Genomic DNA, 19,329 nt, shown 5'->3' on the forward strand with positions numbered 1-19,329 from the left:
AATGTTCGATAGACGACTCATATTTCATATCAATTGGGGTCTTTTGATCCTGACGGCGCTCCTTTTTCTTGTCGGGGTCATGAACCTCTATTCGGCCAGCACCCTGCGCCTTGCTTCCGGCCTTGAAATCGACACGTATTTCAACAAGCAACTGCTTTGGGGCGGGGTCGGCCTGTGCGTGATGACTGCGTTGGTGCTGATAGACTATCGTCATCTGAAATCTGTTTCGTGGCCGTATTTCATCCTTTGCCTGGTTCTGCTGCTCGGAGTCAGTGTTGCCGGGAAAACCATCTACGGAGCCAAGAGATGGCTTGATCTCGGGTTTTTCAATCTCCAGCCCACGGAGCTGACAAAAATCGCGGTCTTGATCCTTGGCGCCAGACTGATGGCGCGTATGGAAGGCAAGCTGGGCTGGCTCAACCTGGGTAAGGCGCTCCTTGTCGGGCTGGTGCCTGCTGTCCTGGTGGTCAAGCAGCCTGACCTCGGGTCGGCCTTGAACATCCTGCTCATTCTGGGGGGCATGATCCTTTTCAAGGGAGTCACCGGCTCCGTGTTCAAGGTGCTGGTTGTCGTGCTGCCGATCATGATCCCATTTGGCTGGTTTTTTCTGCACGACTACCAGAAGCAGCGCATAATGACTTTTCTTGACCCGGGTAATGATCCGCTCGGAGCCGGTTACCACATCATCCAGTCCCAGATTGCGATTGGCTCAGGAGGGTTCTGGGGCAAGGGCTTTTTGGAAGGCACCCAGAGTCAGCTGCGCTTCCTGCCGGAAAAGCATACGGACTTCGCTTTTGCCGTGTTCGGCGAGGAGTGGGGCTTCTTCGGGTCCATTATGCTGCTCATTCTATTCTGTTCCTTTCTCTATCAGATTTACATCGTCACCATGGAAGCCAAGGACGATTTCGGGAGCTACCTCGCGGCCGGGGTCTTCTTTTATTTCTTTTGGCAGATCCTCATCAATATCGGCATGGTGCTCGGGATCATGCCTGTCGTCGGAATTCCACTGCCCTTCATCAGCTATGGAGGCAGTGCATCCGTGGTCAACTTTTGCATGGTCGGACTCGTTCTCAATGTGGCCATGCGCCGTTTCGTTTTCAAAAAAGGCTGACAGTTTTTGGTGTTTTCATGCGGCCAGATTTTTTTTGGCCGCCAATCCGAAAGAAGGCGTGGACGCGACGTGAGCGACCCACTTTTTTTTCGAAAAGAAAAGCGCGAGCTAGACACGTGAAATTCCGAACAAACTACGAAAACCCATGCCATGCCAATCATTTTGCTGATGCTTTGTCCAAAAAGATTTTGACACGAAAATGGGAATCAGATAGAGGCCCTGTGACTTTGAACAAAAATTCACATACTTTTTAGGGGGCGGCATGATTGATCTAGATTACACTTTTTTTGTTCAGCTCGTGAACTTTATGGTCATCCTGACGGTCTTGAATTTGATCTTGTATCGTCCCATCCGAGGGATCATCAAGAAACGGGCCGAGGTCATGAGCCAGAAGCTGGGATCCATCGAGGATTTCGCCGCCAAGGCGGAGGCCAAGCTTGAGAGCTACAAGGTCGCACTGAGCGGAGCCCGTGTTGAAGCTCAGCAGATGCGGGTAGCCCTGAAGGCTGAAGGCGTCGCGGTGGAGTCTTCCGTTTTGGCCGAGGCCGGAGCCGAAGCCGCCGAAAAGATTGCCGCCGCCCGAAAGGAGATCGACGGTCAGAAGCAGACAGCCCTCAAGGCTCTGCGCCAAGAAGTCGCCACCTATGCCAAGAACGTCGCCAACAAGGTGTTGAGCAAGGCTTGATAGGTTCGGGATTTTCTTATGTGTCATAGATTTACTTTTTCATATAAGGAGGGCGGAATTTTGAAAAAGTTCAAGACTGTCGGATTGGTGACGGCAGCACTGGTTCTCTGCGCGGCGATAGCTTTCGCCAGCGAGGGAGATGGCGGGGGGCACAACAAGCTGCTCGACCTTCTCTATCGCGTAATCAATTTCGGCATTGTCGCGTTCTTGATCTATAAGTTCGCGGGCAAGCGTATCGCGGACCTGCTGTCCGGGCGCACCAAGCAGATCGAGACGGACCTTGCCGATCTCGACGAACGCAAGGAAGATGCCGAAAAGCGTTTGCTTGAAGTTGAGGCGAGTATCGCGAATCTTGAGGCGGAAAAAGCCAAGATTCTGGATGATGCAAAGGCTCAGGGTGAGGCCATGCGTCAGGCGATTATCGACAAAGCGGAGGCCCAGGCTACTCAGATCAGGGCTCAGGCTGAAGTATCGGCGGCCCAGGAAGCCAAGTTGGCTATCGACGCCATCCGTGAAGAACTGGCCGAAAAGATTACCACTGCCGCTGAAGATCTTGTCAAGAAGCAGCTCAAAAAGAAAGATCACGAAGATTTGGTCAACGAATATCTTAAAAAGGTGGTGCTCAATTGACTGGGAATATCGTAGCAAGACGGTATGCCAAGGCTTTGTTCGCCGTTGCGCAAGCGCAGTCCGACAAGGGTGCGATGGCGAAATACGGTGACGACTTGGCCAGGCTGGCTGGACTCCTGGGGAATGCGCCTGAGCTCACGAAGATCTTCCGCAACCCCATTTTTGGTGTGGAAGAAAAGAGAGGGGTAATCATCAAGATTCTGGACAAGGTGGCGCCCTGCGCCATGGTTCGGAATTTTTGTCTGCTGCTCGCGGACAAAAACAGATTGTCTTTTCTCCCCGAGATCAACGCATCCTATGGAACGCTTTTGGATTCAGCCCAGGGTGTTCTTCGCGGCAAGCTGGTGACGGCTGTAAAGCTTTCCGATGTTGTGCAGAAGAACGTTGTCGATAAATTGCAACGCGAGTCGGGCCAGCAAGTGGTCCTTGATTACGAAGTGGATCAGGAGATTATTGGCGGGCTTATGCTCAAGATCGGTGACAAGATCCTTGACGCCAGTATTCGCGCTCAGCTGCAAATTTTGAAAGAAAATATCAAAAGGGGTGAGTAGAGGCTATGCAGATTAAAGCAGAAGAAATTAGCCAGATCATCGAAGGCCAGATCAAGAATTACGAGAAAAAGGTTGAGATGAGCGAAACTGGCGTGGTCTTGTCAGTGGGTGACGGTATCGCCCGCGTTTACGGCTGCGAAAACGCGATGGCAATGGAACTCCTCGAGTTCCCCGGTAACGTCATGGGAATGGTCCTTAACCTTGAAGAAGATTCCGTAGGTGTCGCCCTGCTCGGCGAGACGGAGCACATCAAGGAAGGCGACATCGTCAAACGTACGGGCCGGATTTTCCAGGTTCCCGTCGGTGACGCTGTCCAGGGCCGGGTCATCGACCCTCTGGGCAACCCCATCGACGGTCTCGGACCGATCCAGACGGATCAGTTCCGTAACGTTGAAATCAAGGCTCCCGGCATCATCGCCCGTAAATCCGTACATGAGCCCATGTACACGGGTCTGAAGGCCATCGACGCCATGACGCCCATCGGCCGCGGCCAGCGCGAACTCATCATCGGCGACCGTCAGGTCGGCAAGACCGCGGTTGGCGTTGACGCCATCATCGCGCAGAAGAACAGTGACATTCACTGTTTCTACGTCGCCATCGGCCAGAAGCGTTCCACTGTCGCCCAGGTGGTTGAAGCCCTTCGTCAGAACGGCGCCCTGGAATACACCACCGTCATTTCCTCCACCGCCTCCGAGCCGGCTCCGCTGCAGTTCATCGCTGCCTACTGCGGTTGCACCATGGCGGAATTCTACCGTGACAACGGCAAGCATGCCCTGATCGTTTATGACGATCTTTCCAAGCAGGCCGTCGCTTACCGGCAGATGTCACTGCTTCTGCGCCGCCCTCCGGGACGCGAAGCTTTCCCCGGCGACGTTTTCTATCTCCACTCCAGACTTCTGGAGCGCTCCTGCAAGGTCAACGACAGCCTGGGCGCCGGTTCCCTGACCGCCCTGCCTGTAATTGAAACCCAGGCCGGTGACGTTTCGGCGTACATTCCGACCAACGTTATCTCCATCACCGACGGTCAGGTCTACCTTGAGCCCAACCTGTTCATGGCCGGCATCCGCCCCGCCATCAACGTCGGTCTGTCCGTATCCCGAGTTGGCGGCGCCGCACAGATCAAGGCCATGAAGAAGGTTGCTGGCACGCTGCGTCTCGATCTGGCCCAGTATCGCGAACTTGCCGCTTTCGCGCAGTTCGGTTCCGACCTGGACAAATCCACCAAGACCAAGCTGACCCGTGGCGAGCGTCTGGTTGAACTGCTCAAGCAGCCTCAGTACCAGCCAATGCCCGTCGAAGAGCAGGTTGCAGTTCTTTACGCCGGTACCCGCGGTTTCCTCGATGACATCGCAGTGACCGACGCCATCCGCTTCGGTGCCGAACTGGTTGACTTCATGCGCAACCAGAAATCCGACGTCCTGGCTGAAATCGTTCAGACCAAGGACCTTGGCAGTGAAACCGAAAAGAAGCTGGCTGATGCGATCAATGAGTTCAAAGCCGGTTTCAAAGCCTAGGATCGTTTAAGGAGTCGTAAATGGCATCACTCAGGGACATTCAGAACAAAATCGTCGGTGTAAAGAAGACCAAGCAGATTACGAAAGCGATGAACATGGTCGCTTCCGCAAAGCTGCGCGGTGCTCAGAGCCGCATCGAGCGCTTTCGTCCCTATGCTGATAAGTTCAATGACATTCTTATCGATCTGGCTTCCCGCGCCGACGCCAGCGCGCATCCCTTGCTTGAAAAGCGCGAGGTCATTCAGAACATCGGAATTGTACTGGTGACTTCGGACAAAGGGCTGTGCGGCAGTTTCAACGCGAACTTGTGCAATGCCGCCAACAGGCTGGCCAAGCAGAAGGAAGCAGAAGGCAAGACGGTCAAGTTTATCTGCATTGGAAAGAAAGGCAGAGACTTCATCCGCAAGACAAAATTCGAGATTACTACTGCTTACGCTGAAAACATGACTCATTTTGATTTTCAGTTGGCAAGCGAAACAGGAAATCTCGTCATTGACGGATACCTCTCTGGACAGTTTGACGAAGTGCACATTGTTTACGGAAAGTTCGTAAACATCGCGAAGCAGGAAGCGACATGGTCGCAGATTCTCCCCGCCGAAACGCCAGAAGTTGAGGCTACGGCCGGTGCTTCGAGCGAATACATCTTTGAACCGTCAGTGGAAGGCCTTTTGGCCGAACTGCTGCCTAGGTATGTCAAAGTTCAGATGTATCGCGGCCTGCTCGACACGTCGGCCAGTGAGCACGCAGCTCGCATGTCGGCCATGGATAACGCGACAAAGAACTGCGACGAAATGGTCGGCAGCCTGACCAAAGTCTACAACAAGGCGCGCCAGGCAAGTATCACCACCCAATTAATGGACATCGTAGGCGGTGCCGAGGCACTGAAAGGATAAGGGGGCATAACGCATGAGTGCTGTTAATACCGGTAAAATAGTGCAGGTCATCGGACCTGTTGTTGACTTGGAGTTTGCCGAAGGCAATCTTCCGAGTATTTTGAACGCTGTTCTCATTACGAACCCGACCATTGACGCCGAGGAAGACAACTTGGTTGTCGAAGTCGCGCAGCATCTTGGCAACAGCGTCGTCCGCTGCATCGCCATGGACAACACCGATGGTCTTGTTCGCGGTCAGATCGGCAAGGACACGGGCAAGCCCATTCAGGTGCCCGTCGGCAAGGCTTCCCTGGGACGAATCCTGAACGTCGTTGGTCGCCCCGTGGATGAAAAGGGTCCCATCTCCTCCGAGAAGATGTACCCCATCCATCGTCCTGCTCCCGGTTTCACGGAGCAGTCCACCAAGATTGAAGTGCTGGAGACCGGCGTCAAGGTTATTGACCTGCTCGTTCCCTTTCCCAAGGGTGGAAAGATGGGCATGTTCGGTGGTGCCGGCGTCGGCAAGACCGTTATTCTCATGGAAATGATCAACAACATCGCCAAGAACCACGGTGGCATCTCCGTGTTCGCCGGTGTTGGTGAGCGCACACGCGAAGGAAACGACCTTTACCATGAAATGATAGAAGCTGGCGTTCTGGATAAAGCCTGCCTCGTCTACGGTCAGATGAACGAACCTCCGGGAGCCCGTTCACGCGTTGCGCTGACCGCTCTGGCCGCTGCGGAATATTTCCGTGACGAAGAAAACCAGGACGTGCTGCTGTTCGTCGACAACATCTTCCGTTTCACCCAGGCAGGCTCCGAAGTCTCCGCGCTTCTTGGCCGCATGCCTTCCGCTGTTGGTTACCAGCCGACGCTGGGTACCGACCTTGGTGAACTGCAGGAACGCATCACCTCTACCAAAACGGGTTCCATTACCTCGGTTCAGGCCGTTTACGTCCCTGCTGACGACTTGACCGACCCCGCACCTGCAACGACCTTCTCGCATCTTGACGGAACCATCGTTCTGTCCCGTCAGATCGCGGAGCTTGGCATTTATCCTGCGGTGGATCCTCTTGACTCCACCTCCCGCATTCTGGATCCCAACGTCATCGGCATGGACCACTACATGACTGCCCGTGCCGTGCAGCGTCTGCTCCAGAAATACAAGGATCTGCAGGACATCATCGCGATCCTGGGCATGGACGAGCTGTCTGACGAAGACAAGCTGTCCGTCTCCAGAGCGCGCAAGATTCAGCGTTTCCTGTCCCAGCCGTTCTTCGTTGCCGCCCAGTTTACCGGCAAGGAAGGCCGCTATGTTAAGCTTGAAGAGACCATCAAGAGCTTCAAGGAAATCATTGAAGGCAAGCACGATTCTGTTCCGGAGTCCTGCTTCTACATGGTAGGCGGACTTGAAGAGGCATTGGAAAACGCCAAGAAACAGTAATTCTTGCTCTGGGGTATTGATATGGCTAAAACAATTACGCTTGAAATAGTGACACCAGACAAGATGGTGCTCAAGGAAGAGGTCGATTATGTCGGCGCTCCCGGCATCAATGGCGAATTCGGTGTCCTGCCCAATCATATCCCGTTTCTCTCTGCACTTGGTATCGGGAGCCTTTACTACAAACTCAACGGCAAGAAGTACTTCGTTTTTGTTGCCGGCGGTTTTGCCGAAGTCTCCCCTGCAAAGGTGACGGTTCTTGCCGAAGTTGCGGAAAGAGCTGAAGACATCGATCTGGAAAGAGCTCGCAGAGCTCAGGACAGAGCCGAGCAGCGCGCCAAGCAGCAACAGGAGAAATTGGATCACGCAGCCGTGCAGGCTGCATTGGCCAGAGCACTTCATCGCATGAAATGCCGGCAGACAGCTGTAAGTGAAGGCACTTGCCGCATGTAATGACCGACAATCACGGTATCTAGAAAGCAGGCTCTTCGGAGCCTGCTTTTTTTTACGACTATTCAATCTTGAGAATAATATAATATACCGATATCAAAGATTAAGAATTTTTGGACAGTTATCGAGAAATGGGCTCTCAGGGAACTTTGGCATTGAGCGCTTTTTTGTTGGTTGCGTGGCTCCAACGCCTGCGAGAGCATTATTTGAAAGGACAGAGCCGAATACTTTTTCGAGGAAAATCATGAAGCCAGAACTGGGATACGTCATCTTGGCCGCGGGCAAGGGAACGCGCATGCATTCCGATTCCCCAAAGGTTTTGCAGCAGGTTTTGGGAAAGCCGCTTCTTGGCTATGTATATGACGCCTTGACGCACGTGCCTGCGGCTCAGGTCTGGACCGTGGTCGGTTTTCAGTCCGCAAAGGTTGAAGACTGCTTTCCGGGGCAAAAGGGACAGTTTGTCCTGCAGGAGCAGCAACTGGGCACGGGACATGCGGTCATTCTCTCGTGGGAGCGCGTTGCCGCCTCCGGCATTTCATATCTTTGCGTACTCAACGGAGACACCCCGCACGTTCCGGTTGATGCCATAGCCGATTTGGTTGAATTATGCGCTGCCCAAAACGCGGGCATGGGTATGTTGACCTTGCGGCTTGAAAATCCCTTTGGGTACGGCCGAGTCATCCGCAATGCCGAGGGCTGCGTGGAGCGGGTGGTGGAAGAAAAGGATTTCTGTGCAGCGGATCATGGCGGTGAGGTTTTTGAGGTCAATTCAGGGGTCTATGTGTTCGACGTTATGCGCTGTGGGCCTCTGCTGGAAAAGATGGACCGCAACAATGCCCAGCAGGAATATTATCTGACCCAGATGATCGCCATCTGCGCTGCCGCAGGGTTGCCGGTCGCGGGATTGCCGTTTGGCAGCTCGGACCTTTTGCGGGGGATCAATTCGCCACGAGAGCTGGTTCGTTTTGAAGATTCCCTGCGTCGCCAGATCGTGGAAGGCTTGCTCGATTCAGGAGTCATCCTTCGTAATTGCGAGACAATTTTCATCGGGCCCGACGTTGCCGTCGCTCCCGGTGCCGAAATAATGGGGCCATGCGAAATTTACGGCTGTTCGCGAATCGAGCGCGGCGCGTTTATCTCTTCTCATTGCTGGATCAAGGATTCGATTCTTGGTCCTTGCCAAGTGAAATCCTTTTCTCATATTGAAGGATCTCACATCCGGGCGGGAGCGAGTGTTGGCCCGTACGGTCGGATCAGACCCGGCTCCGATATCGGAGAGGACGCGCGCGTGGGCAATTTCGTCGAAGTCAAGAAATCCGTGCTCCATGCCGGCGCCAAGGCTGGGCATCTTTCCTACCTGGGCGACAGCGATATCGGTCCTGGAGTGAATATCGGCGCGGGAACCATCACCTGCAATTATGACGGCGCGAAGAAACATCGCACCGAAATTCATGAAAACGCCTTTATCGGCAGCAACACGGCGTTGGTCGCTCCCGTGGTCGTGGGAGTCGGCGCTCTTGTCGCCGCCGGTTCAGTGGTTACTAAAAATGTTCCGGATGGTGCCCTGTGCGTGGCCAGGGCCAGACAGTCGAATTTGGACCGCAAGAAAAAATCACTTCAATCCTAGGATAACTTATGGATATTCTTAATCAGTTGACAGAGAAGATAACCCTCCTACTGGAGCGCCAGGAAGCCTTGAAACTTGAGAATATGCAATTAAAGGAGTCCCTTGAGCAGGAGCGGCAGACCAAGGAGGCCGTTCTGTCCAGGGTGGAAAATATCTTGAACAGCCTGCAAGAGGTTGATAGAAACTAAGTAATGCCAGGATACAATTTGACAGTGCTCGGCCTCGATCTTTCCTTCGCGGCCGACGTCTCGCCCGAGCGGATTCATAAAGCTGTTGACCTGGTTCATCAGCGCTACAAGGATCTCGAAGGGCGGGTCAGTCACATGAGCAAGGAGCGGCTTCTGACATACCTGGCGTTGAGTCTGGCCGACGATTATTTACATGATCAAGGGAAGATGTCGCAACTTGAAGGCACGTTGCAGCAGCTTCTTTCGAAGATAGATAGTCCTGAAGAATAGTGAACAAGTACCCTGGAGGGTCAGTGATTGGTGATGCGTTTTTGAGCCAATAAAGCGCAATACGGGTAGCTTACAACGGTCTTGTGTGCACGCTTCGGGCAGCCGAAGAAGCCTGATGGGCTGTAGCCAACCCCCTCTTAACTTAAGAGGTTCAAAATGATTCCCAACACTGCCTTCCGGGGCTTTTATCTGGTTCGCCCCTTCCAACAGCCAGTCTCTCATACACTCCTTGCCGATCGTAATTAAGCGCTCGCGCTGTTGTCTCGTCAGTCCGATTTAAGGACAGGGACGACGTATCATGGTCGTTGCGCAGCCATCTTAAATATATTGTGCCAAGGAGTTTCCATGACCAGCCAGATCATAATCACCGCTTTCATTTGCACCGGAATCGGTGCGGTTGCGGGTTTTTTGTTCAAAAAATACATCACCGATCAAGAGAACGACGACGCTCGCAAATTGTCCGAGCGGATTCTGGATGAAGCCAAGAAAGATGCGCAGGCGCACAAGAAAGAGGTTTTGCTCCAGGCCCAGGACGAGGTTTTTGCCCTGAAGAAGGAAGTCGAACAGGATGCCAAGGACCGTGAGCGCGAGCTGAAAAAGAACGAGGCCAGGCTGCAGGCCAAGGAAGAGCGTCTGGAAAAGAAGGTGGAGTCCCTGGCCTTGAAGGAAAGCGAGCTGGTCAGCCTTGAAAAGAAGGTTGCCAAGCAGGAGCGCGCCGTCGAGGAGAAGGAGGAGGGGCTGCAGGAGCTGATCGTTGCCCAGCAGACTCGCCTGGAGGAAATTTCCGGATTGACCGCCGAAGAGGCACGCGCCCGCCTCATGCAGGAAATTGAGAGCAAGGCTCGCCATGAGGCGGCCAAGATGGTGCGGGTGATCGAGGTCGAGGCGCAGGAGACCGCGCATCGCAAGGCGCAGATGATCATTGCCAGCGCGGTTCAGCGCTACGCAGGCGATTATGTCTCCGAGCATACGGTCAGTTCGGTGGAGTTGCCCAGTGAAGACATGAAGGGCCGCATTATCGGCCGTGAAGGTCGCAATATTCGGGCCATTGAAGCGGCTACGGGTGTGGACCTGATTATCGACGACACGCCGGAAACGGTCATTTTGTCCGCATACAACCCGTTGCGCCGCGAGGTGGCCAAGCGTTCGCTGGAGAGGCTGATCAGCGATGGCCGCATTCATCCCGCGCGTATCGAGGATATCGTCAAGAAGGTCGAAAAGGAGATGGATGTCCAGATCCGTGAAATCGGCGAGCAGGCCACTTTCGATCTCGGCGTGCACGGAATTCATCCCGAGATTGTCCGCCTGCTGGGGCAGCTGCGCTTCCGCACCAGTTTTACCCAGAATGTTCTGCAGCATTCACTTGAGGTTGCTTTTTTGTGCGGAATCATGGCCGCCGAGCTTGGGCTGGACATCAAGAAGGCCAAGCGGGCCGGCCTGCTGCATGATCTGGGCAAGGCCGTGGACCACGAAGTCGAGGGCCCGCATGCGCTCATCGGTGCCGATCTGGCCAAGAAGTACAACGAGTCCGCCGAAATCGTGCACGCCATCGCCGCGCACCATGAGGATGTCCCGCCAAAGTCCGTCTATGCCGTGCTGGTCCAGGCCGCTGATAGCCTCTCCGGAGCACGCCCCGGAGCGCGCAAGGAGCTTTTGGAGAGCTACGTGAAGCGCCTTGAGGAGCTCGAAGGGATCGCCACCGGATTTACCGGCGTGAGCAGGGCCTTCGCCATTCAGGCCGGCCGCGAAGTTCGCGTCATGGTGGATTGCGAGGCGGTCAACGACGACCAGATCTACATGCTGAGCAAGGATATCGCCAAGCAGATAGAGGAAAAGATGACCTACCCCGGTCAGATCCGGGTTACGGTCATCCGCGAAAAGAGGGCCGTTGGCATTGCCAAATAGTTCCCGAATGCGGATTCTCTTTCTTGGTGACATCGTAGGAAATAGCGGGCGGCAGATGGTCAAGGATCATCTGCCGCGTTTGCGTCGGGAATTGGAGCTGGACGTGGTCCTGGCCAACGGCGAGAACGCTTCCGGCGGACTTGGGCTCTCGGCCAAAAGCGCCCAGGAGCTGCACAGATGCGGCGTTGATGTCCTGACCACCGGCAACCATGTCTGGAAATTTCCCGACATCCGCCCAGCGCTTGAGAATGAACCGTGGCTGCTGCGTCCGGGCAATTATCCCGCAGTGGCGCCGGGACGTGGCGCGGGCGTTTACGAACTGGGTGAAAACCTGCCGCCGCTCATGGTCGTCAATCTGCAAGGCCGGACCTTCATGGAAGCCATCGACTGCCCGTTCGCGGTTGCCGAGACTCTGGTCGCAAAGGCTCCGCCCGAGGCCGTGATCGTGGTCGACATGCATGCCGAAGCCACCTCGGAGAAGCGCGCACTGGCCCATCTGCTGCGCGGGCGGGTTCAGGCAGTGGTCGGCACGCACACCCATGTTCAGACCAATGACGCACGAATTTTGGACGGAATGACCGGCTACATCTCCGATCTTGGGATGTGCGGTCCGGAAGACTCCTGCCTGGGCATGGACAACGACATAATTTTGCGCAGATTTCGGACAGGACTACCCCAGCGTTTTGAACTGGCCAAGGGGCCGTGCATGCTGAACGGGGCGCTTATGGAAGTGGATAACGGCCATTGCCGCGGCATTTCGGCATGGCAATACAGGGCATCTTAAAGAACAGGAACCGTCATGACAGATATGGAGCTTGCTCGGCAGCTTGAGCAGATCCGGCGCGGAAGCGTCGAGATCATCAATGAAGAGGAACTGATCACAAAACTGCGCAGCGGCACTCCGCTGCGGATCAAGGCCGGTTTTGACCCCACCGCTCCGGACCTGCACCTTGGGCATACGGTACTGATCCAGAAGCTCAAGCATTTTCAGGAACTCGGACATCAGGTCATTTTTCTGATCGGTGATTTCACCGGCATGATCGGTGATCCCTCCGGAAAATCCGAAACGCGCAAGAAATTGACCCGCGAAGAGGTTCTCCGCAACGCCGAAACCTACAAGAAGCAGATTTTCAAGATCCTGGATCAGGAACGAACCGAAATCGCTTTTAACTCCACCTGGATGGACACGTTTTCCGCTGCGGATTTCATTGAGCTCTGCTCGCGTTACACTGTGGCCCGCATGCTTGAGCGCGATGATTTCGAGAAGCGCTTCAAGGGTAACCAGCCCATCTCCATCCACGAATTCCTGTACCCGCTGGTCCAGGGATACGACTCCGTGGCCCTCAGGGCCGATGTGGAGCTTGGCGGGACGGACCAGAAGTTCAATCTGCTCATGGGCCGCCACCTGCAGCGTGAGCACGGTCAGGCATCGCAGATCGTTTTGACCATGCCTATTCTGGAAGGCCTCGACGGAGTCCAGAAAATGAGCAAGTCGCTTGGCAACTACATTGGCATAGACGAGGCTCCGGGCGACATGTTCGGCAAGCTGATGTCCATCTCCGATGAGCTCATGTGGCGTTATTACGAGTTGCTTTCCGACAGTTCCCTGGACCGGATTTCTACCCTGCGGGAGCAGGTTGCCTCCGGGGCCCTGCATCCCAAGACCGCCAAGGAGGATCTGGCCCAGGAGATCACGACACGGTTTCACGGGGCAACGGCCGGGGCGGCAGCGCGGGAGGCTTTCAACGCCGTTTTCGCCAAGCAGGGCATTCCTGAGGACATCGAGGTTTTCACGGTTCAGGCCGGGGCGCTGCTGGTGGATGTTCTGAGCGAGAGCGGCGTGTGCTCTTCCAAGGGCGATGCCCGCCGGATGTGCAAGCAAAACGCCGTGACCATTGACGGACGCAAGGAAGACGACGCTTCCTTCGCATTCGCGCCGGGGGAATATGTGCTGAAGATCGGCAAGAAAAGATTCCTGAAGCTCGTGGCGGCTTAAGGGGGCAGTCTGATGTTTTCGATCTGGCGTAAAACCGTTCTGCTGGCGCGCATGGTCAAGATAGAACATTCGATCTTTGCCCTGCCGTTCGCCTATCTCGGGATGCTCTGGGCTGCGGATGGCTGGCCGGGCTGGAAGATATTTCTGGCCCTGACCGTGGCCATGGTGGCCGTGCGCTCCTTCGCCATGGCCGTCAATCGCCTTGCGGATCTTCCCATTGATTCCAAAAACCCGCGCACCCTGACCCGGCCCTTGGTGACGGGCGAACTCAAGGTTTCTGAAACGCTGGTTTTCATAGCCGTCAGCGCCCTTGTCTTCGTCGGGGCGTGCTGGCAGCTCAACGCCCTCTGTCTGGCGCTTTCTCCCTTGGCACTGGTCTGGTCCGCACTCTACAGCTTTACCAAACGGTTCACCTTTCTGTGCCATTTTTTTCTGGGCACGGTGCTTGGGCTTGCACCCCTGGCGGGATGGCTCGCCGTGTCTCCGGAGATTGCGCTTGCTCCCGTCCTTTTGGGCCTTGGAGTGACATTCTGGGTGGCCGGATTTGATATCCTTTACGCCTGTCAGGACGCCGAATTCGATCGGGCCGAGGGCCTGCATTCCTTGCCGGCAGGCAAGGGGGTGCCGATCGCGCTGGCTCTTTCGACCTTCAGCCATGTGACAACAGCCCTCTTTTTTCTTCTGGCCGGCTGGTCTGCCGGGGCCGGGCTTGTTTATGCGGGTTTTTGCCTGGTCGTGGCAGTGATCCTGCTTTTCGAGCACCGCCTGATAAGTGCCGATGACCTGAGCAGGGTCAACCTGGCTTTTTTCACCTTGAACGGTTTTGTAGCGGTTTTCTTGTTTGCGGGCGCGGTCATCGACACGACGCTTGGGTAATTAATCTTCAGGGAGCATCTCATGCGCGAAGCCAACGTTTTTCCCACCTACAGAGGGGAAATGGAATATGTCTGCCTCGGTTGTAAGGCTAGGTACCCCATCGACGAATTGCATTACACGTGTCCCAGCTGCAAGGGTGTTTTTCTGCTGGAGGATACACGCTTTTCCGAGTTGGAAAAGACACCCGGCACTGCCTGGCGCGATATCTTCGACCTGCGCGCGGCGACAAAGAATCCAGCCCTGCGTGGCATCTTCCGGTTTTACGAGCTGATGGCCCCTGTCGTGGGCGAAGAGGACATTGTCTACCTCGGGGAGGGTAACACCCCTGTGACCCGCTCCTCGTCCGCCCTGGAGCGTCTGGTGGGGCAACCCATGGCCTTCAAGAATGACGGACAGAATCCGTCCGCATCATTCAAGGATCGCGGCATGGCCTGCGCCTATTCGTACCTGCGCCATCTGGTTGCCAGACACGACTGGGACAATGTTCTGACCATCTGCGCCTCCACCGGCGACACCTCGGCCGCTGCGGCGCTCTATGCGGCGTATGTGGGGGAGCCTTTGACCTCGGTCGTGCTTTTGCCGCAGGGCAAGGTCACCGCACAGCAACTGTCCCAGCCTCTGGGCAGTGGGGCGAAAGTGCTCGAAATCCCCGGCGTTTTTGACGACTGCATGAAGGTGGTCGAATATCTGGCCGATCATTATCGGGTGGCGCTCCTCAATTCCAAGAACGCCTGGCGCATCCTCGGGCAGGAGAGCTATGCCTTTGAAGTGGCGCAGTGGTATGATTGGGATCTGCGCGGCAAGGTTATTTTCGTGCCCATCGGCAATGCCGGAAACATCACGGCCATCATGAGCGGCTTCCTGAAACTCCTGCGGCTTGGGATCATAGAGACCCTGCCCCGCATCGTCGGAGTACAGTCCGAACATGCGGATCCGGTTTTCAGGTACTATGCCCAGGAGGCGGCGCAGCGCCGGTTTGAGGCGGTGAAGGTACGACCGTCGGTTGCCCAGGCGGCAATGATCGGCAATCCGGTGTCGTTTCCCCGGGTGGCGTATCTGGCCGAGCAGTACCAAAAGCTGGGTGGCGCGGGTTCGTTCCAGGTCGTGCAGGTCAGCGAACAGCGCATCATTGAGTCCATGCTGCTTGCCAACCGGCATGGCCACATCGCCTGCACCCAGGGCGGCGAATGCTTGGCCGGACTCCTGAAGGCCAAGGAACTCGGACTCATGGAAGAAGGCGAGCTTGCCGTGCTTGACGCCACGGCGCACGCTTTGAAGTTCGCCGGATTTCAGGACATGTATTTTCATGATGGCTTTGGTCCCGAATTCGAGATCACGCCGGACAGAAAACTGGCCAATGTGCCGCGCCTGGTCATTGATCAGGATGAGAAGGCGCGTCTGTCCGAGGATGCGTTTACGGTTCAGGCCGCCCAGAATGTGGTCGGCATACTGGGGCTCGACAAAAAATGACGGCGTGTGTCTGAAACGCTCGAAAACAAAAAATGGCCGGTGTGCGTAACCGGCCATTTTTTTTGAGGTAAGCGTATCTGCGCTAGATTCCAGGCGGAAGGCCGAGCAGGGCGATGCCGCGAGCGTTGGCAAAAGCCAGGGCCTGGTCCTGTTCGAAAAAGATGCACCCGCCAGCCTCAAAGGCCAGGCACGTCGCGCCGACATCGGCCATGGCTTGCAGCGTCTTCAGGCCAAAAGCCGGAAGGTCGAGCCTTTTATCCTGGGTCGGCTTTGGCCGCTTTACGACCACCGCGCCGGGGCCCCCGAGTTGGCCACCGCGTCGTATGGCTGCATCGGTGCCTTCAATGGCCTCGACGGCAAGAACGATTTTTTCCCGCACGACCAGGCACTGGCCGATGTCGAACTGTCCCAGGGATTGGGCCAGTTTCCATGCGAATTCCACATCCTCGCGTTCGGCCTGCGTGGGTTTTCTCTTGGTTAGCACCCCTTCGGGAGCGAGCAGGTCCGGCGAGTAGTGATGAGGCGCGACGACAGCGAGGCCTTCGCGTTCAAGTTCGGCAGTGAGCGCGCGCAGCAGGACGTCATCCCCGCGGGTCTTGATGGAAAAAAGAAGCCGTGCCGCTCGCCAGTCGGGCCGAAGATCAAGAGCCCTTGGTTTGTTGATGGGACCTGCCATGACCACGTGCGTGACGTGGTTAGCGGTGAAGAAATCGATGAGTTTGCCAAGCTGGCCAAGTTTGAGCCAGGAGAAATTGTCGCAGTGGGCTCTAAAGGCAGGGTCGGTGTCGGATGCGAAGCCGACACCGATGACGCGTTCGCCGCGTTCTTTAGCCGTATTGGCCACGGTGATGGGAAATGAGCCGCCGCCCGCGATGATGCCAAGCGTTCTGGTCATGGCCTGTCTAGATGCGTTCAGGCGTTATCGTGCCTCGTTTGCTGCTGCGGATGAAGTCGAGGAGCTTCATGACCTGGGAGAAGTTGCCAAGCTCCGTCTCGACCTGCTGCATGACTTCGTTGCGTTCCTGGTTGGAGCGCCAGATCAGCTTGTATGCGGACTTCAAGGCGTGAATCTCCTCGGAGGAAAACCCGTGCCTGCGCAAACCGATGAGGTTGAGTCCGCGCAATGTGGCGCGCTCGCCAACGGCCAGCATGAAGGGCGGTACATCCTGGGCGACACCGGTTTTCCCGCCGATGAATGCGAAGTCACCGATGTTCACGAACTGGTGCACGGCCGAAAGGCCGCCCACGACCACTTCATTGCCTACGACGACATGACCGGCAAGGGTCGCGGCGTTGGCCAGGACGTTGTTGTCACCAACCACGCAGTCGTGCGCGATGTGGGAGTAGGCCATCATCAGGTTGTCCGACCCGACCTGGGTTATTCCGCCGCCACCTTCCGTGCCACGGTGGATGGTTGAAAATTCGCGGATTCTGTTGCGGTCCCCGATGACGAGCCTGCTCTCTTCTCCGCCGAATTTGAGATCCTGTGGCTCACCGCCGACGCAGGCCATGGAATGGACATGATTTTTCGTGCCCAGGGTAGTAAAGCGCTTGATCTGGGCTCCGGCGTCGATGACTGTCTCGTCACCTATGTGAACCCCGTCTTCGATAACGGCAAAAGGGCCGACCGTGACTCCGGTGCCAAGGTACGCATCCGGATGAACTACCGCTGAAGGGTGTATGTTTGTTTGCATCAGTCTTCCCTCGGAACCACGGAAGCGGTCAGGATGCCCTCAGCCACGACCTTTCCGTCGACCATGGCCTTGCCGTTGGTTTTCCACATGCTCATCTTGTGACGTTCGTAGGTGACGTGCAGGTGCAGCTGGTCACCGGGAAACACGGGGCGGCGGAAGCGAACTTTCTCCATTCCGGTGAACAGAAAAATCTTGCCCACGGTGTCCGCCGGAGGAAGACTCTTTATGACCATGATTCCACCAGCCTGGGCCAGTGCTTCAAGAATGAGCACTCCGGGCATGACCGGATAGGACGGGAAGTGACCCTGAAAAAAAGGTTCGTTGATGGATACGCTTTTGATGGCGTGCACAGATTTCATGGGCTCGAAGGAGAGCACCCGGTCAACCAGCAGGAAAGGATAGCGATGTGGAAGCAGATCCAAAATGTCACGGCTTACGATTTCGCCATTCTCAGGTTTGTTGATCATATCATTTTCCTTTGTTCGCAAGTTCTTCCCGGAGTGCGGCCAGTTCCTTTTCAAGTTTGCCAAGCCGTCGCTTCATTTCCGGCAGCTTGGGCATGATGGCCGAGGTCCGAAGGAATGCTCCGTGGGACATGACTGGAATGCCGCTCAGGTCCTGGCCCGGCGGTACATCCTTGCCCACTCCGGATTTGGCGCCGATTCGGCATCCGTCGCCAAGATTGATGTGGCCGGCGACACCGACCTGCCCGGCCAGAACTACCCCGTTGCCCAGGGTGGTCGATCCTGCGATGCCGACTTGCGACACGATGATACAGTTTCGTCCGACCCGTACATTGTGGCCAAGCTGAACCAGATTGTCGATCTTGGTCCCTTGCCCCACACGGGTTTCTCCCAGGGCCGCACGATCTATGGTCGTGTTTGCCCCGATTTCCACATCGTCCTCGATCACGGTACGGCCAATCTGGGGAAATTTGGTCATCCCCGAGGCCGCCTGGGCGAATCCGAATCCGTCGCTGCCCAGAACCGTTCCGGCATGCAGAATGACACGTTTTCCGACCAGCGTGCCGGCCATGAGCGAGCAGTTGGGATAGATTATGGCGTCTTCGTCGACCACGCAGTCTTCGCCGATGTACGAGCCGCTGAATACGCGAACCCTCGCGCCGACCCTTGCCCCTCTGCCGATGAAAACAAAAGGGGCGATGGCGGCACTTGGGTCAATGCTTGCATCTTCATGCACAAAGGCCAGGGGGCTCATGCCTTCAAAAGAGCCCTGCGGCTTGGCAAAAAGCTGAACGGCGCGCGCAAAATCAAGATACGGATTGGCGCTGATCAGGCAGGATTTGGAATCCGGGGCCTGATCAGCGCTGACGAGGACTGCACCTGCGCCGGTCGTTTCGAGCTGCGGCGCGTATTTGGGATTGGCCAGAAAGGACAGTTCGGATTCTGAAGCCTCGGCCAGGGTGTTGACCCCGGAGATCTCCATGTCACTGCCCTTTAAGGATATACCCAGACGGGATGCGATTTCGGAAAGAAGCATTGCGGGCCCTGTTATTTGCCGCGCATGGCTTTGTTGAGTTCCGCAAGGATCGCATTTGTGAGGTCAACGCTGTCCTGCCCGTAAATCACTCCACTGGCCTGCTTGTCGAAAATGGCCGTGTATCCGTTTTTCTTTCCGTAGCTCTCAATGACTTCAAGGAGCTTGTCGATGATGGGCTTTGAGAGGCTCTGCTCGGCCTGCTGCAGCTTGCGCTGGTAGCTTTGGCCCATGTCCTGGAAGTCGCGCACTTTGCGCTTGTACTGGGTTTCCTTGTCCATTTTGGCTTCCTGGCTGAGCATCATGGACTGTTTCTGAAGTTCGTCCTTCAGTGTATCCAGGGCCTTTTTCTGGGTGTCGAGATTGTCCTTCATGTCCTTGAATTGGGACTTGAGCTGCTCCATGGCCTTGGAACCGGGCTCGGACTTGGCGATAACCGCCTTCATATCGATAAAACCGATTTTGGTTTCCGCTCCAGCCGTCAGGGCCATGCAAAATACGAGAAAAATTGTCAGGATAAATGCACGCATGTAAAACTCCTCACCAATAATG

General features: G+C 55.9%; 21 protein-coding genes and 1 other RNA gene. 17 read left to right on the plus strand and 5 right to left on the minus strand.

Going from position 1 to position 19,329, the window contains the following annotated elements:
- Position 1 precedes the first annotated feature (1 nt).
- From rodA to thrC, 17 genes are all read left to right on the plus strand, one after another.
- Entirely contained in the window at positions 2-1,111 is a 1,110-nt protein-coding gene (gene rodA, locus BMZ24_RS13905) for a rod shape-determining protein RodA (RefSeq protein ID WP_092193273.1), read from the plus strand.
- Between the two features lie 262 nt (positions 1,112-1,373).
- The gene (locus BMZ24_RS13910) at positions 1,374-1,796 is read left to right on the plus strand and encodes an ATP synthase F0 subunit B (RefSeq protein ID WP_092193275.1); all 423 of its coding nucleotides are present in this window, start codon (positions 1,374-1,376) and stop codon (positions 1,794-1,796) included.
- A gap of 60 nt (positions 1,797-1,856) precedes the next feature.
- Positions 1,857-2,426 carry a F0F1 ATP synthase subunit B family protein gene (locus BMZ24_RS13915; RefSeq protein ID WP_092193277.1) on the plus strand — a complete coding sequence of 190 codons (570 nt, stop codon included), beginning with the start codon at positions 1,857-1,859 and terminating at the stop codon, positions 2,424-2,426.
- Positions 2,423-2,977: an ATP synthase F1 subunit delta gene (gene atpH / locus BMZ24_RS13920; RefSeq protein WP_092193279.1), complete on the plus strand. Its 555-nt coding sequence runs from the start codon at positions 2,423-2,425 to the stop codon at positions 2,975-2,977. Before BMZ24_RS13915 ends, atpH begins: the two co-directional genes overlap by 4 nt.
- Before the next feature lie 5 nt (positions 2,978-2,982).
- Positions 2,983-4,491: a F0F1 ATP synthase subunit alpha gene (atpA, locus tag BMZ24_RS13925; protein WP_092193281.1), complete on the plus strand. Its 1,509-nt coding sequence runs from the start codon at positions 2,983-2,985 to the stop codon at positions 4,489-4,491.
- Positions 4,492-4,511: 20 nt separating this feature from the next.
- A complete protein-coding gene (locus tag BMZ24_RS13930) occupies positions 4,512-5,384 on the plus strand; it encodes a F0F1 ATP synthase subunit gamma (protein WP_092193283.1) in 873 nt (290 codons plus the stop codon).
- Between the two features lie 13 nt (positions 5,385-5,397).
- Positions 5,398-6,807, plus strand: coding sequence for a F0F1 ATP synthase subunit beta (atpD, locus tag BMZ24_RS13935; protein WP_015775525.1), 1,410 nt, complete (start codon positions 5,398-5,400; stop codon positions 6,805-6,807).
- Positions 6,808-6,828: 21 nt separating this feature from the next.
- Entirely contained in the window at positions 6,829-7,257 is a 429-nt protein-coding gene (locus BMZ24_RS13940; protein WP_092193285.1) for a F0F1 ATP synthase subunit epsilon, read from the plus strand.
- A 241-nt stretch (positions 7,258-7,498) separates the two neighbouring features.
- Positions 7,499-8,881 carry a bifunctional UDP-N-acetylglucosamine diphosphorylase/glucosamine-1-phosphate N-acetyltransferase GlmU gene (glmU, locus tag BMZ24_RS13945; RefSeq protein ID WP_092193287.1) on the plus strand — a complete coding sequence of 461 codons (1,383 nt, stop codon included), beginning with the start codon at positions 7,499-7,501 and terminating at the stop codon, positions 8,879-8,881.
- A gap of 8 nt (positions 8,882-8,889) precedes the next feature.
- Entirely contained in the window at positions 8,890-9,069 is a 180-nt protein-coding gene (locus BMZ24_RS13950) for a hypothetical protein (protein WP_015775528.1), read from the plus strand.
- 24 nt (positions 9,070-9,093) lie between these two features.
- The gene (locus tag BMZ24_RS13955; RefSeq protein WP_244150375.1) at positions 9,094-9,339 is read left to right on the plus strand and encodes a cell division protein ZapA; all 246 of its coding nucleotides are present in this window, start codon (positions 9,094-9,096) and stop codon (positions 9,337-9,339) included.
- A 6-nt stretch (positions 9,340-9,345) separates the two neighbouring features.
- Positions 9,346-9,526: non-coding RNA, 6S RNA (gene ssrS, locus BMZ24_RS13960), on the plus strand.
- 158 nt (positions 9,527-9,684) lie between these two features.
- Positions 9,685-11,244 (plus strand): ribonuclease Y, encoded by a 1,560-nt coding sequence (rny, locus tag BMZ24_RS13965; protein ID WP_092193290.1) that lies wholly within the window; start codon positions 9,685-9,687, stop codon positions 11,242-11,244.
- 7 nt (positions 11,245-11,251) lie between these two features.
- The gene (locus BMZ24_RS13970; RefSeq protein WP_092193292.1) at positions 11,252-12,028 is read left to right on the plus strand and encodes a TIGR00282 family metallophosphoesterase; all 777 of its coding nucleotides are present in this window, start codon (positions 11,252-11,254) and stop codon (positions 12,026-12,028) included.
- A gap of 15 nt (positions 12,029-12,043) precedes the next feature.
- The gene (tyrS, locus tag BMZ24_RS13975) at positions 12,044-13,240 is read left to right on the plus strand and encodes a tyrosine--tRNA ligase (protein ID WP_092193294.1); all 1,197 of its coding nucleotides are present in this window, start codon (positions 12,044-12,046) and stop codon (positions 13,238-13,240) included.
- A 12-nt stretch (positions 13,241-13,252) separates the two neighbouring features.
- Entirely contained in the window at positions 13,253-14,116 is an 864-nt protein-coding gene (locus BMZ24_RS13980; protein WP_092193296.1) for a UbiA-like polyprenyltransferase, read from the plus strand.
- Positions 14,117-14,137: 21 nt separating this feature from the next.
- Positions 14,138-15,586 (plus strand): threonine synthase, encoded by a 1,449-nt coding sequence (gene thrC / locus BMZ24_RS13985; RefSeq protein ID WP_092193298.1) that lies wholly within the window; start codon positions 14,138-14,140, stop codon positions 15,584-15,586.
- A gap of 82 nt (positions 15,587-15,668) precedes the next feature.
- On the opposite strand, the gene BMZ24_RS13990 is transcribed toward thrC, so the two are convergent.
- The 5 genes from BMZ24_RS13990 to BMZ24_RS14010 are packed head-to-tail and all read right to left on the minus strand — an operon-like array spanning position 15,669 to position 19,307.
- Positions 15,669-16,481, minus strand: a complete 813-nt coding sequence (locus tag BMZ24_RS13990; protein ID WP_092193300.1) for an LpxI family protein — start codon at positions 16,479-16,481, stop codon at positions 15,669-15,671.
- 7 nt (positions 16,482-16,488) lie between these two features.
- Complete coding sequence (lpxA, locus tag BMZ24_RS13995; protein WP_092193302.1) at positions 16,489-17,280, minus strand: acyl-ACP--UDP-N-acetylglucosamine O-acyltransferase; 792 nt, start codon at positions 17,278-17,280, stop codon at positions 16,489-16,491.
- Positions 17,280-17,744 (minus strand): 3-hydroxyacyl-ACP dehydratase FabZ, encoded by a 465-nt coding sequence (gene fabZ, locus BMZ24_RS14000; RefSeq protein ID WP_371877443.1) that lies wholly within the window; start codon positions 17,742-17,744, stop codon positions 17,280-17,282. Before fabZ ends, lpxA begins: the two co-directional genes overlap by 1 nt.
- 4 nt (positions 17,745-17,748) lie before the next feature.
- Positions 17,749-18,780, minus strand: coding sequence for a UDP-3-O-(3-hydroxymyristoyl)glucosamine N-acyltransferase (gene lpxD, locus BMZ24_RS14005; protein ID WP_092193306.1), 1,032 nt, complete (start codon positions 18,778-18,780; stop codon positions 17,749-17,751).
- Positions 18,781-18,791: 11 nt separating this feature from the next.
- Entirely contained in the window at positions 18,792-19,307 is a 516-nt protein-coding gene (locus BMZ24_RS14010) for an OmpH/Skp family outer membrane protein (protein ID WP_092193308.1), read from the minus strand.
- Between the last annotated feature and the right edge of the window lie 22 nt (positions 19,308-19,329).

Source organism: Desulfomicrobium norvegicum (genome assembly GCF_900114595.1).
Lineage (GTDB): Bacteria > Desulfobacterota > Desulfovibrionia > Desulfovibrionales > Desulfomicrobiaceae > Desulfomicrobium > Desulfomicrobium macestii.